Source organism: Pseudomonas sp. PNPG3 (genome assembly GCF_023093815.1).
In the GTDB taxonomy this organism is placed as follows: Bacteria; Pseudomonadota; Gammaproteobacteria; order Pseudomonadales; family Pseudomonadaceae; genus Aquipseudomonas; species Aquipseudomonas asiatica.
Genome location: NZ_JALLKV010000030.1, coordinates 1 through 14,131, shown reverse-complemented (window position 1 = coordinate 14,131; position 14,131 = coordinate 1). Strand labels below are relative to the sequence as shown.

Genomic DNA, 14,131 nt, shown 5'->3' with positions numbered 1-14,131 from the left:
ACTGGCTCCTTCAATGGATAAGCAAGACTAGCGGATTTGAAGGCTTGTGCAGTACCTGTGGGAGCGGGCGTGCCGGCGATAGGGCCGGCACAGCCAGCGCAAAATCCTCAGATGGCATAAAATCCGCCCATCCGCTGCAACCGAGCCAACCATGTCCACCCTCCTCCAGCACGCCCAGATCGACTGGGACGACCAGGGCCGCCCCCATTCGCGGCAATACGACGACGTCTATTTCGCAGTCAACGAAGGCATCGAAGAAACCAGGCACGTGTTTCTCGGGCAAACCCGTCTGGCCGAGCGCTTTGCCAACCTCGCCCCGCACGCCTGCGTGGTGATCGGCGAAACCGGGTTCGGCACCGGCATGAATTTCTACTGCGCCTGGCAACTGTTCGAGCAGCACGCCCATGCCGAGGCCCGCCTGCATTTCGTCAGCGTCGAAAAATACCCCCTCGGTCGCGACGACCTGGCCCGCGCCATACGCCTGTGGCCGGAACTGGCGGCCTACAGCCAGCCCCTGCTGGAGCAGTACGTGGCGGTGCACCCTGGCTTCCAGCAGTTCACCTTCGACAACGGCCGGGTCACCCTCACCCTGCTGATAGGCGACGTACTGGAGCAGCTGCCGCAACTCGATGCGCAGATCGATGTGTGGTTCCTCGACGGCTTCGCGCCGGCCAAGAACCCCGACATGTGGACCCCGGAGCTGTTCGCGCAACTGGCACGGCTGTCACACCCGGGCACGGTGCTAGGCACCTTCACCACCACCGGCTGGGTACGCCGCAGCCTGGTCGATGCCGGCTTCGCCATGAAGAAGGTGCCGGGCATCGGCAAGAAATGGGAAGTGATGAGCGGCGCCTATGTCGGCCCTGTGCCCAGCCCCGGTGCGCCATGGTATGCGCGCCCGGCTGCCGTTGCGGGGCCGCGTGAAGCGCTGGTGATAGGCGCCGGGCTCGCCGGCAGCACCACCGCCGCCAGCCTGGCACGGCGTGGCTGGCAGGTTACCGTGCTGGAACGCCACGACACGCCGGCTCGGGAAGCTTCGGGTAACCCGCAAGGGGTGCTGTACCTCAAGCTGTCCGCCCATGGCACGGCGTTGTCGCAGATGATCCTGGCCGGTTTCGGTTACACCCGGCGCCAGCTGCAGCGCCTGCAACGTGGCCACGACTGGGATGCCTGCGGCGTGCTGCAATTGGCCTTCGACAGCAAGGAAGCCGAACGCCAGGGCAAACTGGCTGGGGCCTTCGAACATGGCCTGCTGCACTCGCTGGAACGTGCAGAAGCCGAAGCCATCGCAGGTGTGGCCTTGCCGGCTGGCGGGCTGTTCTATCCCGAAGGTGGCTGGGTGCACCCGCCGGCGCTGTGCCAGCAGCAGTTGCAGCACCCGGGTATTCGCCTGCTGACGCACCAGGAGGTGCTCGAGCTGCGCAAGGTCGACGGGCAGTGGCAAGCCTGGGCTGGAGAACGTTTGCTGGCCAGCGCGCCGGTGGTGGTGCTGGCCGGTGCCGCCGACGTACTGCGCTTCGAACCATGCGCGCAGCTGCCGCTCAAGCGCATCCGCGGGCAGATCACCCGCCTGCCGGCCACCCCCAGCAGCCGCGCGCTGCGCACCGTGGTGTGTGCGGAAGGCTATGTAGCGCCGCCGCGCGGCGATGAACACACCTTGGGCGCGAGCTTCGACTTCCACAGCACAGACCTGGCGCCGACGGTGGCCGAGCACCAGGGCAACCTGGCATTGCTGGACGAGATTTCGGTCGATCTGGCCCAGCGCCTGGGCACCACCGAACTGGACCCCGGGCAATTGCAGGGGCGTGCAGCGTTCCGTTGCACCAGCCCGGATTACCTGCCGATCGTTGGGCCGGTGGCGGATGCGCAGGCGTTCGCCCAGGCATATGCAGTGCTGGGCCGGGATGCGCGCCAGGTGCCGGATGTGGCCTGCCCCTGGCTGGATGGGTTGTATGTGAACAGCGGGCACGGCTCGCGCGGGTTGATCACGGCGCCGTTGAGCGGCGAACTGGTGGCGGCGTGGGTGTGCGGGGAACCGCTGCCGTTGCCACGGGCGGTGGCGGAGGCGTGCCACCCGAATCGGTTTGCCTTGCGCAGGTTGATTCGCGGGAAATAGGGGATTGGGGCCGCTGTGCGGCCCTTCGCGGGCGAGCCCGCGAAGGGCTGCGCAGCAGCTCCATATAACAGATCGATCTAAAACTCTCGCAAACCACATGGGTCAGTTCCTTAAGGTGCCCTAATCCGGGGCACCCCCTCCCCAACGGAAAAACCGGTAAGGACCTATGTGCGGATTAGCAGGAGAGTTGCGTTTTACACCCATCGACCAAGCCCCTCGCCCAGCCGACCTGGCTGCGGTAGAGCGCATAACCCACCACCTGGCGCCCCGCGGCCCGGATGCCTGGGGCTTCCATAGCCAAGGCCCGATCGCCCTCGGCCACCGGCGCCTGAAAATCATGGACCTGTCCGACGGCTCTGCCCAGCCGATGGTCGACAACACCCTGGGCCTGTCGCTGGCTTTCAACGGCGCCATCTACAACTTCCCCGAACTGCGCCAGGAGCTGCAGGCCCTGGGCTACAGCTTCTGGTCCGACGGCGACACCGAGGTATTGCTGAAGGGCTACCACGCCTGGGGCGCAGCCCTGCTGCCCAAGCTCAATGGCATGTTCGCCCTGGCCATCTGGGAACGCGACAACCAGCGCCTGTTCCTCGCCCGCGACCGCCTGGGCGTAAAGCCCTTGTACCTGTCGCGCAACGGCGAGCGCCTGCGCTTCGCCTCGACCCTGCCAGCGCTGCTCAAGGGTGGTGACATCGACCCGATGCTCGACCCGGTGGCACTCAACCACTACCTGAATTTCCACGCCGTGGTGCCGGCGCCACGCACCCTGCTGGCCAACGTGCAAAAGCTGGAACCCGGTACCTGGATGCGCATCGATCGTCATGGCGAAGTGAAACGCCAGACCTGGTGGCAGCTGCACTACGGCGCCAACCCCGATGAACGTGAGCTGGACCTGGAAGGCTGGACCACCCGCGTGCTCGACGCCACCCGCGACGCCGTGGCCATTCGCCAACGGGCAGCAGTGGACGTAGGTGTACTGCTGTCTGGCGGGGTCGATTCCAGCCTGCTGGTCGGCCTGCTGCGCGAAGTGGGCGTGGATGACCTGTCGACCTTCTCCATCGGTTTCGAGGATGCCGGTGGCGAACGCGGCGACGAGTTCCAGTACTCCGACCTGATCGCCAAGCACTACGGCACCCGTCACCACCAGCTGCGCATTGCCGAGCACGAAATCATCGACCAGCTGCCAGCCGCCTTCCGCGCCATGAGCGAACCCATGGTCAGCCATGACTGCATCGCCTTCTACCTGCTGTCGCGGGAAGTGGCCAGGCACTGCAAGGGCGTGCAAAGCGGCCAGGGCGCCGACGAGCTGTTCGCCGGTTACCACTGGTACCCGCAGGTGGACGGCGCAGAGGATGCCTTTACCGCCTACCGCGAAGCCTTCTTCGATCGCAGCCACGCCGAGTACCGCGACACCGTGCAGGCACCCTGGCTGCTGGAAAGCGACGCAGCGGGCCACTTCGTCCGTGAACATTTCGCCCGCCCTGGCGCCCCCGATGCGGTGGACAAGGCGCTGCGCCTGGACAGCACGGTGATGCTGGTCGACGACCCGGTCAAACGGGTCGACAACATGACCATGGCCTGGGGCCTGGAGGCGCGCACGCCATTCCTCGACTACCGCCTGGTGGAGCTTTCGGCACGCATTCCGGCACGCTTCAAGCTGCCCGACGGCGGCAAGCAGGTGCTCAAGCAGGCGGCGCGGCGGGTGATCCCGCACGAGGTGATCGACCGCAAGAAGGGCTACTTCCCGGTGCCGGGCCTGAAGCACCTGGAAGGCGCCACCCTCGGCTGGGTACGCGAACTGCTGACCGACCCCAGCCAGGACCGCGGGCTGTTCAATCCGGCCATGCTCGACCGCCTGCTGAGCAACCCGCACGGCCAGCTGACACCGCTACGCGGCTCCAAGCTGTGGCAGTTGGCGGCGCTGAACCTGTGGCTGAGCGAACAAGGAATCTGACCGATGAAAGCCCATGAAATCGCTTACGGTCAGCGCCTGCTGCGCGGCCAGGCGCCGTCCTACGAGCGCCTGCAGGCGCGCCTGGCCGGCGATGGCAGCCAGCCCCACGACCAGCCGCGCGCCGTACATTGCGGCTGGGGCCGGCTGCTGATCGGCCACACCTACCCCAACCCAGCCGACCTGGCCGCCGACCTGCTGGAAGAACGCCCCGGCGAGCGCGATATCGCCCTGTACGTGGCCGCGCCGCAGCAGCTGCTGGCCCAGGCCCCGCAGCAACTGTTCCTCGACCCGTCCGACACCCTGCGCTTGTGGTTCACCGACTACCGCCCGGCGCAGCGGGTGTTCCGCGGCTTTCGTGTGCGCCGGGCACAGAACCCGGGCGACTGGCAGGCGATCAACACCCTGTACCAGGCGCGCGGCATGTTGCCGGTGGACGCCGAGCTGCTTACGCCTCTGCACCTGGGCGGCCCGGCGTACTGGCTGGCCGAGGACGAAGACAGCGGCGCGGTGATCGGCAGCGTCATGGGCCTGAACCATGCCAAGGCGTTCGACGACCCCGAGCACGGCAGCAGCCTCTGGTGCCTGGCGGTAGACCCGCACTGCACCCGCCCCGGCGTGGGCGAGGTGCTGGTGCGCCATCTGATCGAACACTTCATGAGCCGCGGCCTGGCCTATCTGGACCTGTCGGTGCTGCACGACAACCGCCAGGCCAAGCGCCTTTACCAGAAGCTGGGTTTTCGCAACCTGCCGACCTTCGCGGTCAAGCGCAAGAACGGCATCAACGAACAGCTGTTTCTGGGGCCGGGGCCTCAAGCCGACCTCAACCCCTACGCACGCATCATCGTCGACGAAGCGCTGCGTCGAGGCATCGAGGTTCAAGTCGACGATGCCGCCGGCGGCCTGTTCACCCTCAGCCTGGGCGGGCGCCGCATTCGCTGCCGTGAGTCGCTCAGCGACCTGACCAGCGCCGTGACCATGACCCTGTGCCAGGACAAGCGCCTTACCCAACATGCCTTGCACAATGCCGGGCTGCAGGTGCCGGCGCAGCAGCTGGCCGGCAATGCCGACGACAACCTGGCGTTTCTCGAAGAGCATGGCGCGGTGGTGGTCAAGCCGGTCGATGGCGAGCAAGGCCAGGGCGTGGCAGTGAACCTCACCTGCATCGACGACATCACCCACGCCGTAGCGCATGCCCGCCAGTTCGACAGCCGCGTGTTGCTGGAAAGTTTCCATGCCGGGCATGACCTGCGCATCGTGGTGATCGGCTACGAAGTGGTGGCGGCAGCCATCCGCCACCCAGCGCAAGTGCTGGGCGATGGCAAGCACAGCATCCGCGAGCTGATCGATGCCCAGAGCCGTCGGCGCCAGGCCGCAACCGGTGGCGAAAGCCGCATTCCACTGGATGACGAAACCGAGCGCACCCTGCGCGCGGCGGGCTTTGGCTACGAGGACGTGTTGCCCGCCGGCCAGCGCCTGGCCGTGCGACGTACCGCCAACCTGCACACCGGCGGCACCCTGGAAGACGTGACCGAACGCCTGCACCCGGTGCTGTCCGACGCCGCCGTGCGCGCTGCACGGGCGCTGGAGATCCCGGTGGTGGGGCTGGACTTCATGGTGCGTGATGCCGGGCAACCGGAGTACGTGATCATCGAGGCCAACGAGCGTGCCGGCTTGGCCAACCATGAACCGCAACCGACCGCCGAGCGTTTTATCGACCTGCTGTTTCCGCATAGTCGGCCTTTGGCGTAACCGCTGCTGGCCTCTTCGCGGGTAAACCCGCTCCTACAGGTACGGTGCTGCACTCGGGCTCTGTGGGGGCCCTGTGGGAGCGGGTTTACCCGCGAAGAGGCCGGCACAGGAGTAAAGGAGTCCCCAACCATGTCCGACCGACATCCCGAACCCGATCTCGACTACCTCAAGCGCGTGCTGCTGGAGATGCTCGCCATCCCCAGCCCCACCGGTTTCACCGACACCATCGTGCGCTACGTGGCCGAGCGCCTGGACGAACTGGGCATCCCTTTCGAGCTGACCCGCCGCGGCACCATCCGCGCCACCCTCAAGGGCCGGCAAACCTCGCCCGACCGCGCCGTGTCCGCTCACCTGGACACCATCGGCGCCAGCGTGCGCCAGTTGCAGGACAACGGCCGCCTGGCCCTGGCGCCGGTCGGTTGCTGGTCCAGCCGCTTCGCCGAAGGCAGCCGGGTCAGCGTATTCACCGACACCGGCGTATACCGGGGCAGCGTGCTGCCGCTGATGGCCAGCGGGCATGCTTTCAACACCGCCATCGACCAGATGCCGGTCAGCTGGGAGCACGTTGAGGTACGCCTGGACGCCTACTGCGCCACCCGCGCCGACTGCGAGGCGCTGGGTGTAAGCATCGGTGATTTCGTTGCCTTCGACCCGCTGCCCGAATTCACCGAAAGCGGCCACATCAGCGCCCGCCACCTGGACGACAAGGCCGGCGTGGCAGCGCTGCTGGCGGCGCTGAAAGCCGTGGTGGAAAGCGGCCGCCAACCGTTGATCGACTGCCACCCGCTGTTCACCATCACCGAAGAGACCGGCTCGGGAGCGGCTGGCGCCCTGCCCTGGGACGTCAGCGAGTTCGTCGGCATCGACATCGCCCCGGTGGCGCCCGGGCAGGCCTCCAGCGAGCATGCGGTGAGCGTGGCCATGCAGGACTCGTCGGGGCCTTACGACTACCACCTGTCCCGGCACCTGCTGAAACTGGCCGGCGACCACGACCTGCCGGTGCGGCGCGATCTGTTCCGCTACTACTTCAGCGATGCCCATTCGGCAGTGACGGCGGGGCATGATATTCGTACCGCGCTGGTAGCCTTTGGTTGCGATGCCACCCATGGCTACGAGCGAACACACATCGACAGCCTGGCGGCGTTGAGCCGCTTGTTGTCGGCGTACCTGCTGAGCCCGCCGGTGTTTGCCAGTGATTCGCAGCCGGCCAATGCGTCGTTGGAGCGCTTCAGCCACCAGCTGGAACATGATGCACAGATGGAGAGCGATACGCGGGTGCCGGCGGTGGATAGCCTGGTTGGCAACAAGGCTTGAGGCCCTGGGGGCTGCGTTGCAGCCCCAAAATCCCGAATGTTTCGCGTAGCATGCCCCCACCAACACCCTAGGCAACGCCCAACATGCTGATCCCCTACGACCAACTGCAAGCCGAAACCCTGACCCGCCTGATCGAGGACTTCGTCACCCGCGACGGTACCGACAACGGCGACGACACCCCGCTGGAAACCCGCGTGCTGCGGGTGCGCCAGGCATTGACCAAGGGCCAGGCGTTCATCCTGTTCGACCCGGAAAGCCAGCAGTGCCAGTTGCTGGCCAAGCATGATGTGCCCCGCGAGCTGCTCGACTAACAGGTCTGACCTCTTCGCGGGCTCGCCCGCTCCCACAGGAATTTCACAAGTCTTGAGGGCGGTGCAGTACCCGTGGGAGCGGGCGTGCCCGCGAAGAGGCGGACACAGGCAACATCAAACCCTGCGGGCTTTGGCCTGCTGCCCTTCGTTGATGCGCTTGTACACCTCGGCCCGATGCACCGGTACCTGCCGCGGTGCATCCACGCCAAAGCGCACCATCCCGTCCCGCGTTTCCACGACCATGATCCGAATGTCATCACCAATCACGATGATCTCTCCCACTTCGCGCCCTATTACCAGCATGCTCCGTTCCTCCAGCGAAAGGGAAAACCGGAGCCTGCCTTGACGGCATAGGGCTACTCAATAGTTCTGCCGTGATTCAGAAGCACCCTACATCTGCCGGTAACTTTCCTTACAGACGAATCATCGCGACCGAGCCTTGGCCCGCATTTTCACCGCCATCTCAGCCATCTCGTCATACAGCCGCTCAGGTGCCTGACGCTTCAGTTGCCAGGCCTGGCGCCCGGCTTCATGGGGCAGGATCAGGAACTCACCAGCGGCAACCTGCCGGTGGATGTATTCGGCGATCTCCGCCGCATTGATCGGCGAGCCTTCAAGCAGCTTGCCAACCTGGGCTTTCATCGCCGGGTTCGGCCCGCGGAACGAGTCCAGCAGGTTGGTCTGGAAGAAAGACGGGCACACCACGTGCACCGCCACTTCCAGTTCGCGTAGCTCGACCAGCAGGCTTTCCGACAGGGCCAGTACGCCGGCCTTGGCCACGTTGTAGTTGCTCATGCCCGGCCCCTGCATCAGCGCAGCCATCGAGGCGATGTTGATGATCCGCCCCTTGCTGCGCTCCAGCAGCGGCAGAAAGGCCTTGCAGCCCTTGACCACGCCCATCAGGTTGACTGCGACCTGCCAGTCCCAGTCCTCCAGCGACAGTTCGGCGAAGAACCCGCCCGAAGCAACGCCGGCGTTGTTGACGATCACATCGATACCACCGAACTGCTCGGTGCAGGCCTGGGCCAGGGCGGTGAGCTGGCTGTAGTCGCGCACGTCGCAACGCTGGGCAAAGCCATCGCCACCGGCTGCGCGGGCCAGCTCCAGGGTTTCGCGCAGGCCGGCTTCGTTGACATCGGCCAGCGCCAGGCGCCAGCCCTCGCGCGCCCAGCGCAGGGCGATCTCGCGACCGAGGCCGGACCCGGCGCCGGTGATCATGATGCGGTTTTGCATGGTGGCTGGCCTTGTTCTGATGGGTTGTGCAACCAGTCTAATCAAGGCCTGATGGGCAGGCAGGGTTCATCAAGGTAGTGAATGGAGGGGCATGACTGTGTGGTCAGTACCGGCCTCTTCGCGGGTAAACCCGCTCCCACAGGATCATCACAAGCCTGAGGGTTGCGCTGTCCCTGTGGGAGCGGGTTTACCCGCGAAGAGGCCGGTACTGGCAACCATTCAAATGGAATCTTTAACACTCACCACCGGTCCTTATTTACAAGAGGCCAGCAGTCCGAGGCCCTTGACCCTCAACCACGCAAGGACTCCGTCATGACCACGATTCTCATCATCATCCTGATCCTTCTGCTGATTGGTGGCTTACCGGTCTTCCCGCACTCGCGCAGTTGGGGCTATGGCCCGTCCGGCATCATCGGCGTGGTGCTGGTAGTTCTGCTGGTTTTGTTGCTACTAGGCATGATCTAGCAGCGAAAACACAAAAAAACCGCGCCGAAGCGCGGTTTTTTCATTGCCGGAAGGATCAGTGCGAAACAGCACCCGAAGCGCCCAGGCCAGTCTGCGAACGCACGAATTGCGGGAAGAACAGCGCACGTTCGTCTTCGGCAGCCTTGGACTTGTCGGTGACCGAGAAGAACCAGATACCGACGAAGGCGATCAGCATCGAGAACAGCGCCGGGTACTCGTACGGGTAGATCGGCTTCTCGTGGCCGAGGATCTGCACCCAGATGGTCGGGCCGAGGATCATCAGCGTCACCGCGCTCACCAGGCCCAGCCAGCCGCCGATCATGGCACCGCGGGTGGTCAGCTTCTTCCAGTACATCGAGAGCAGCAGTACCGGGAAGTTGCAGCTGGCCGCGATGGAGAACGCCAGGCCGACCATGAAGGCGATGTTCTGCTTCTCGAACAGGATGCCCAGGCCGATCGCCAGTACGCCCAGGGCGACGGTGGTGATCTTCGACACGCGGATCTCGTCCTTGTCGTTGGCCTTGCCCTTGCGCCATACACTGGCGTACAGGTCGTGGGACACCGCCGAGGCACCGGCCAGGGTCAGGCCGGCGACCACCGCCAGGATGGTGGCGAAGGCAACAGCCGAGATGAAGCCGAGGAACACGCTGCCACCCACGGCGTTGGCCAGGTGCACCGCTGCCATGTTGTTGCCACCCAGCAGGGCGCCAGCGGCGTCCTTGAAGTCCGGGTTGGTGCTGACCAGCAGGATGGCGCCAAAGCCGATAATGAAGGTGAGGATGTAGAAGTAGCCGATGAAGCCGGTGGCGTACAGCACGCTCTTGCGCGCTTCCTTGGCGTCACTGACGGTGAAGAAGCGCATCAGGATGTGCGGCAGGCCGGCGGTACCGAACATCAACGCCAGGCCCAGAGAGAATGCCGAGATCGGGTCCTTGACCAGGCCGCCCGGGCTCATGATCGCCTCGCCCTTGGCGTGCACCTTGATTGCCTCGGAGAACAGGGTGTTGAAGTCGAAGCCCACGTGCTTCATTACCATCAGCGCCATGAAGCTGGCACCGGACAGCAGCAACACGGCCTTGATGATCTGTACCCAGGTGGTGGCCAGCATGCCGCCAAACAGCACGTACAGGCACATCAGGATACCCACCAGGATCACCGCCACGTGGTAGTCCAGGCCGAACAGCAGCTCGATCAGCTTGCCGGCACCGACCATTTGCGCGATCAGGTAGAACGCCACCACCACCAGCGAACCGGAGGCCGACAGGGTGCGGATCTCCTTCTGCCCAAGGCGGTACGAGGCCACGTCGGCGAAGGTGTACTTGCCCAGGTTGCGCAGGCGTTCGGCGATCAGGAAGAGGATGATCGGCCAGCCGACCAGGAAGCCGATCGAATAGATCAGGCCGTCGTAGCCAGAGGTGAACACAAGTGCGGAAATACCCAGGAACGAGGCGGCCGACATGTAGTCACCGGCAATCGCCAAGCCGTTCTGGAAGCCGGTGATCTTGCCCCCGGCGGCGTAGTAGTCCGACGCCGACTTGTTGCGCTTGGAGGCCCAGTAGGTGATACCGAGGGTGAAGGCGACGAAGGCCACGAACATGGCGATCGCGGAGACGTTCAGCGGTTGCTTCTGCACCTCGCCGGTCAGGGCTTCGGCGGCCCACACGGCGGGTGCGAAGGCTCCGCAGGCCAGTACGGCCAGGGCTTTGGCGTGGCGAATCATTGTTGCGCCTCCTTCAGGATGGCCTTGTTCAGCTCATCGAATTCGCCGTTGGCGCGGCGTACGTAGATGGCGGTCAGGACGAATGCCGAGACGATCAGGCCGACGCCCAGGGGGATGCCCCAGGTAATCGACGACTCAGGGCTGAGCTTGGTGCCCAGGATCTGAGGACCGTAGGCGATCAGGAGGATGAAGGCGCAGTAAAGGCCGAGCATGATCGCCGAGAGAATCCAGGCGAACCGTTCGCGTTTGGTGACCAGCTCCTTGAAGCGGGGGCTGTTTTGTATCGAGAGGTAAATGCTGTCGTTCATTGTTTTTGTCCTAGCAGCACAGATAGGGGTGGAACCCACGACCCTTACTTTATGCGGCTATCGGACGCCAACCAGACGACCTTAGTCTTAGATGCAACGGTGTTTTACCGGTTGCGTAACAAAGTGATGGCCCATTCGCGGGCACGCCCGCTCCCACAGGGGCATCACTAGCCCGGAAGGCAGTGATATCCCTGTAGGAGCGGGTTCACCCGCGAAGCAGCAAAACTGGCCCTGACAGGTTGTTATTTGCCAGTCCACTCCTTCACGCGATCAGGGTGCTTGGCCACCCAGTCCTTGGCCGCCGCTTCAGGCTTGGCGCCTTCCTGGATAGCCAGCATCACTTCGCCGATCTCGTCCTTCGACTGCCAGTTGAACTTCTTCAGGAACTCCGCCACTTCCGGGGCCTTGGTCGCCAGTTCCTTGCTGCCGATGCTGTTCACGGTTTCCGCGGCGCCATACACGCCTTTCGGGTCTTCGAGGAACTTCAGCTTCCACTTGGCGAACATCCAGTGCGGTACCCAGCCGGTCACCGCAATCGACTGCTGCTTGGCATAGGCACGGCCCAGTTCTGCTGTCATCGCTGCGCCGGAACTGGCCTGCAGCTTGTAACCGGTCAGGTCGTAGTCCTTGATGGCCTGGTCGGTCTTGAGCATTACGCCGGAGCCGGCGTCGATGCCGACGATCTTCTGCTTGAAGGTGTCATCGGTCTTGAGGTCGGCGATGCTCACCGCCTTGACGTACTCAGGGACGATCAGGCCAATCTTGGCGTCCTTGAAGTTCGGGCCGTAGTCGACCACGTTGTCCTTGTTCTTGGCCCAGTACTCGCCATGGGTTACCGGCAACCACGCCGACAACATGGCGTCGAGCTTGCCGGTTGCCACGCCCTGCCACATGATCCCGGTGGCCACGGCCTGCAACTTCACGTCGTAGCCGAGTTTCTGCTTGATCACTTCGGCGGCCACGTTGGTGGTCGCCACGCTGTCAGCCCAACCATCCACGTAACCAATGCTGACTTCTTTGGCCATTGCCTGTGCCGCGCCCATGGCCAGTACCATGGCGGTGCCCACACCCAGGAAACGTCGCATTTTTGTATTAGCAGCCATCAAAGCATCCCCTCGTCAGGTCTCGGAATTTGCATCATCGTCCTGCAACAATAGTCGACCTGCTCCAGCTACGACCTATATCCGCCCCATATGCGACAGCACTATGCCATTAGCGCCATCGGCCTATGCCGCCCTGCGCGATCCTTGCATGCCAAAAGTTTGGCGCCGGGCTACTATCTACCCTTTTGCGCCTGACGATGGACCGCCCGATGCCCAGTTCTACCCGCCTGCTGCTGCCGTTGTACCTGCTTGCCTGCCTGCTCGCCCTGCTCGCCCTGCTCGGGCTCGGAGGGCTCTGGTACGGGCTTGGCAAGCCGGTGCAACTGCCCGACGCGGCCAGCCCGACGCACAAGCTGCAATGCGCCTCGTACACCCCGTTCGACAAGGACCAGTCGCCCTACGACCAGCCGTTGCGCCTGCGCCCGGCGCGCATGGATGCCGACCTGGCGTTGCTGGCCGAGCGTTTCCAGTGCATCCGTACCTATTCCCAGACCGGTCTTGAGGCAATCCCGGCGCTGGCACGCAAGCATGGCCTGAAGGTGATGCTGGGTGCCTGGGTCAACGCCCACCCGGCCGACACAGAGAAAGAAATCGAGCTACTGATCGCCGCCGCCAATGCCAACCCCGACGTGGTCAGCGCGGTGATCGTCGGCAACGAGACGCTGCTGCGCAAGGAGGTGACCGGCGCGCACCTGGCCACGCTGATCGCCCGGGTGAAAAGCCAGGTCAAGGTGCCGGTAACCTACGCCGATGTGTGGGAATTCTGGTTGCAGCACCCGCAGGTAGCGCCTGCGGTGGACTTCCTGACTATTCACTTGCTGCCTTACTGGGAAGACGACCCGCGGGGCATCGACGAAGCCCTGGCCCACGTCGCCGATGTGCGCCGGGTGTTCGGCACGCGCTTCGCGCCGAAGGACATCCTGATCGGCGAAACCGGCTGGCCCAGCGAAGGCCGCCAGCGCGAAACCGCACAGCCCAGCCGGGTCAACGAGGCGCGCTTCATTCGCGGGTTCGTGGCCATGGCCGAAAGCAACGGCTGGCACTACAACCTGATCGAGGCGTTCGACCAGCCATGGAAGCGCGCCAATGAGGGGGCGGTTGGTGGTTACTGGGGGCTTTACGATGCCAACCGGCAGGACAAGGGCATACTCGAAGGGCCGGTGAGCAACCTGCCTTACTGGCCGCAGTGGTTGCTGGCCAGTGCCGTGCTGACGGTGGTGATGCTGATGATTGCCGGGCGCCCCGCCACCCCGACGGCAGCCATGCTGCTGCCGTTGCTGGCAGCGTTTGGGGCAGGCTGCCTGGGGCTCTGGGGCGAGCTGATGCGCACCCATGCGCGTTTTGCCGGGGAGTGGCTGTGGGCGGTGCTGCTGGCAGGGCTGAACCTGCTGGTGCTGGCCCATGCCGTGCTGGCCCTGGCACGGCGCGCGGGCTGGCGCGAACGCCTGTACGCCTGGTTGCAGGCGCGGGTCGGCTGGCTGTTGCTGGCGGCGGGTTTTGCCGCGGCGGTGAGCATGCTGGCGATGGTGTTCGACCCACGCTACCGCAGCTTCCCCAGCGCAGCGTTGGCGTTGCCAGCGTTGGTGTTTGCAGTGTGGCCGGTGCGGGCGCGGCGTGCGGAGGTGGCGTTACTGGCGTTCATCGTCGGTGCCGGGGTGGCGCCGCAGTTGTTTGTGGAAGGGTTGGAGAACCAACAGGCCTGGGGGTGGGCCGGGGTGAGTGTGCTGATGACGGCGGCTTTGTGGCGGAGCTTGCGGCTGCGCCCGGCCTGATATCCTTGGGACCGCTTCGCGCTCCATCGCAGGCAAGCCAGCTTGTATGGTTAGACTTGAAGGGAGGAGGAGGGACAAAGCCAGCT

General features: G+C 64.7%; 12 protein-coding genes. 7 read left to right on the top strand and 5 right to left on the bottom strand.

Annotated features, from left to right (window positions below; genetic code table 11):
- Positions 1-151 precede the first annotated feature (151 nt).
- The 5 genes from mnmC (at position 152) to MJ643_RS18895 (ending at position 7,444) form a co-directional block, all read left to right on the top strand.
- Complete coding sequence (gene mnmC, locus MJ643_RS18915; RefSeq protein WP_024086438.1) at positions 152-2,116, top strand: bifunctional tRNA (5-methylaminomethyl-2-thiouridine)(34)-methyltransferase MnmD/FAD-dependent 5-carboxymethylaminomethyl-2-thiouridine(34) oxidoreductase MnmC; 1,965 nt, start codon at positions 152-154, stop codon at positions 2,114-2,116.
- A 166-nt stretch (positions 2,117-2,282) separates the two neighbouring features.
- Positions 2,283-4,070 (top strand): N-acetylglutaminylglutamine amidotransferase, encoded by a 1,788-nt coding sequence (locus MJ643_RS18910; protein ID WP_024086437.1) that lies wholly within the window; start codon positions 2,283-2,285, stop codon positions 4,068-4,070.
- Between the two features lie 3 nt (positions 4,071-4,073).
- Positions 4,074-5,819 (top strand): N-acetylglutaminylglutamine synthetase, encoded by a 1,746-nt coding sequence (ngg, locus tag MJ643_RS18905; protein WP_024086436.1) that lies wholly within the window; start codon positions 4,074-4,076, stop codon positions 5,817-5,819.
- A gap of 129 nt (positions 5,820-5,948) precedes the next feature.
- A complete protein-coding gene (locus tag MJ643_RS18900) occupies positions 5,949-7,133 on the top strand; it encodes an osmoprotectant NAGGN system M42 family peptidase (protein WP_013971436.1) in 1,185 nt (394 codons plus the stop codon).
- Positions 7,134-7,216: 83 nt separating this feature from the next.
- Positions 7,217-7,444 carry a YheU family protein gene (locus MJ643_RS18895; RefSeq protein WP_247726975.1) on the top strand — a complete coding sequence of 76 codons (228 nt, stop codon included), beginning with the start codon at positions 7,217-7,219 and terminating at the stop codon, positions 7,442-7,444.
- Between the two features lie 114 nt (positions 7,445-7,558).
- On the opposite strand, the gene csrA is transcribed toward MJ643_RS18895, so the two are convergent.
- Both csrA and MJ643_RS18885 read right to left on the bottom strand, forming a co-directional pair.
- Positions 7,559-7,747: a carbon storage regulator CsrA gene (csrA, locus tag MJ643_RS18890; RefSeq protein WP_024086434.1), complete on the bottom strand. Its 189-nt coding sequence runs from the start codon at positions 7,745-7,747 to the stop codon at positions 7,559-7,561.
- 120 nt (positions 7,748-7,867) lie between these two features.
- Entirely contained in the window at positions 7,868-8,677 is an 810-nt protein-coding gene (locus MJ643_RS18885) for an SDR family oxidoreductase (RefSeq protein WP_013971434.1), read from the bottom strand.
- 312 nt (positions 8,678-8,989) lie between these two features.
- Here MJ643_RS18885 and MJ643_RS18880 point away from each other — a divergent pair, with 312 nt between their 5' ends.
- Complete coding sequence (locus MJ643_RS18880) at positions 8,990-9,142, top strand: DUF3309 family protein (protein WP_013971433.1); 153 nt, start codon at positions 8,990-8,992, stop codon at positions 9,140-9,142.
- Positions 9,143-9,197: 55 nt separating this feature from the next.
- On the opposite strand, the gene MJ643_RS18875 is transcribed toward MJ643_RS18880, so the two are convergent.
- From MJ643_RS18875 to MJ643_RS18865, 3 genes are all read right to left on the bottom strand, one after another.
- The gene (locus MJ643_RS18875) at positions 9,198-10,862 is read right to left on the bottom strand and encodes a cation acetate symporter (protein WP_247726974.1); all 1,665 of its coding nucleotides are present in this window, start codon (positions 10,860-10,862) and stop codon (positions 9,198-9,200) included.
- Positions 10,859-11,170 (bottom strand): DUF485 domain-containing protein, encoded by a 312-nt coding sequence (locus MJ643_RS18870; RefSeq protein ID WP_003260090.1) that lies wholly within the window; start codon positions 11,168-11,170, stop codon positions 10,859-10,861. The genes MJ643_RS18875 and MJ643_RS18870 overlap by 4 nt, the downstream gene beginning before the upstream one ends.
- Before the next feature lie 242 nt (positions 11,171-11,412).
- On the bottom strand, positions 11,413-12,273 hold the full coding sequence (locus tag MJ643_RS18865) for a glycine betaine ABC transporter substrate-binding protein (protein ID WP_054573879.1): 861 nt from the start codon (positions 12,271-12,273) through the stop codon (positions 11,413-11,415).
- A 197-nt stretch (positions 12,274-12,470) separates the two neighbouring features.
- On the opposite strand from MJ643_RS18865, the gene MJ643_RS18860 reads away from it, so the two are divergent.
- The gene (locus MJ643_RS18860) at positions 12,471-14,045 is read left to right on the top strand and encodes a beta (1-6) glucans synthase (RefSeq protein WP_247726973.1); all 1,575 of its coding nucleotides are present in this window, start codon (positions 12,471-12,473) and stop codon (positions 14,043-14,045) included.
- The last annotated feature ends 86 nt before the right edge of the window (positions 14,046-14,131 follow it).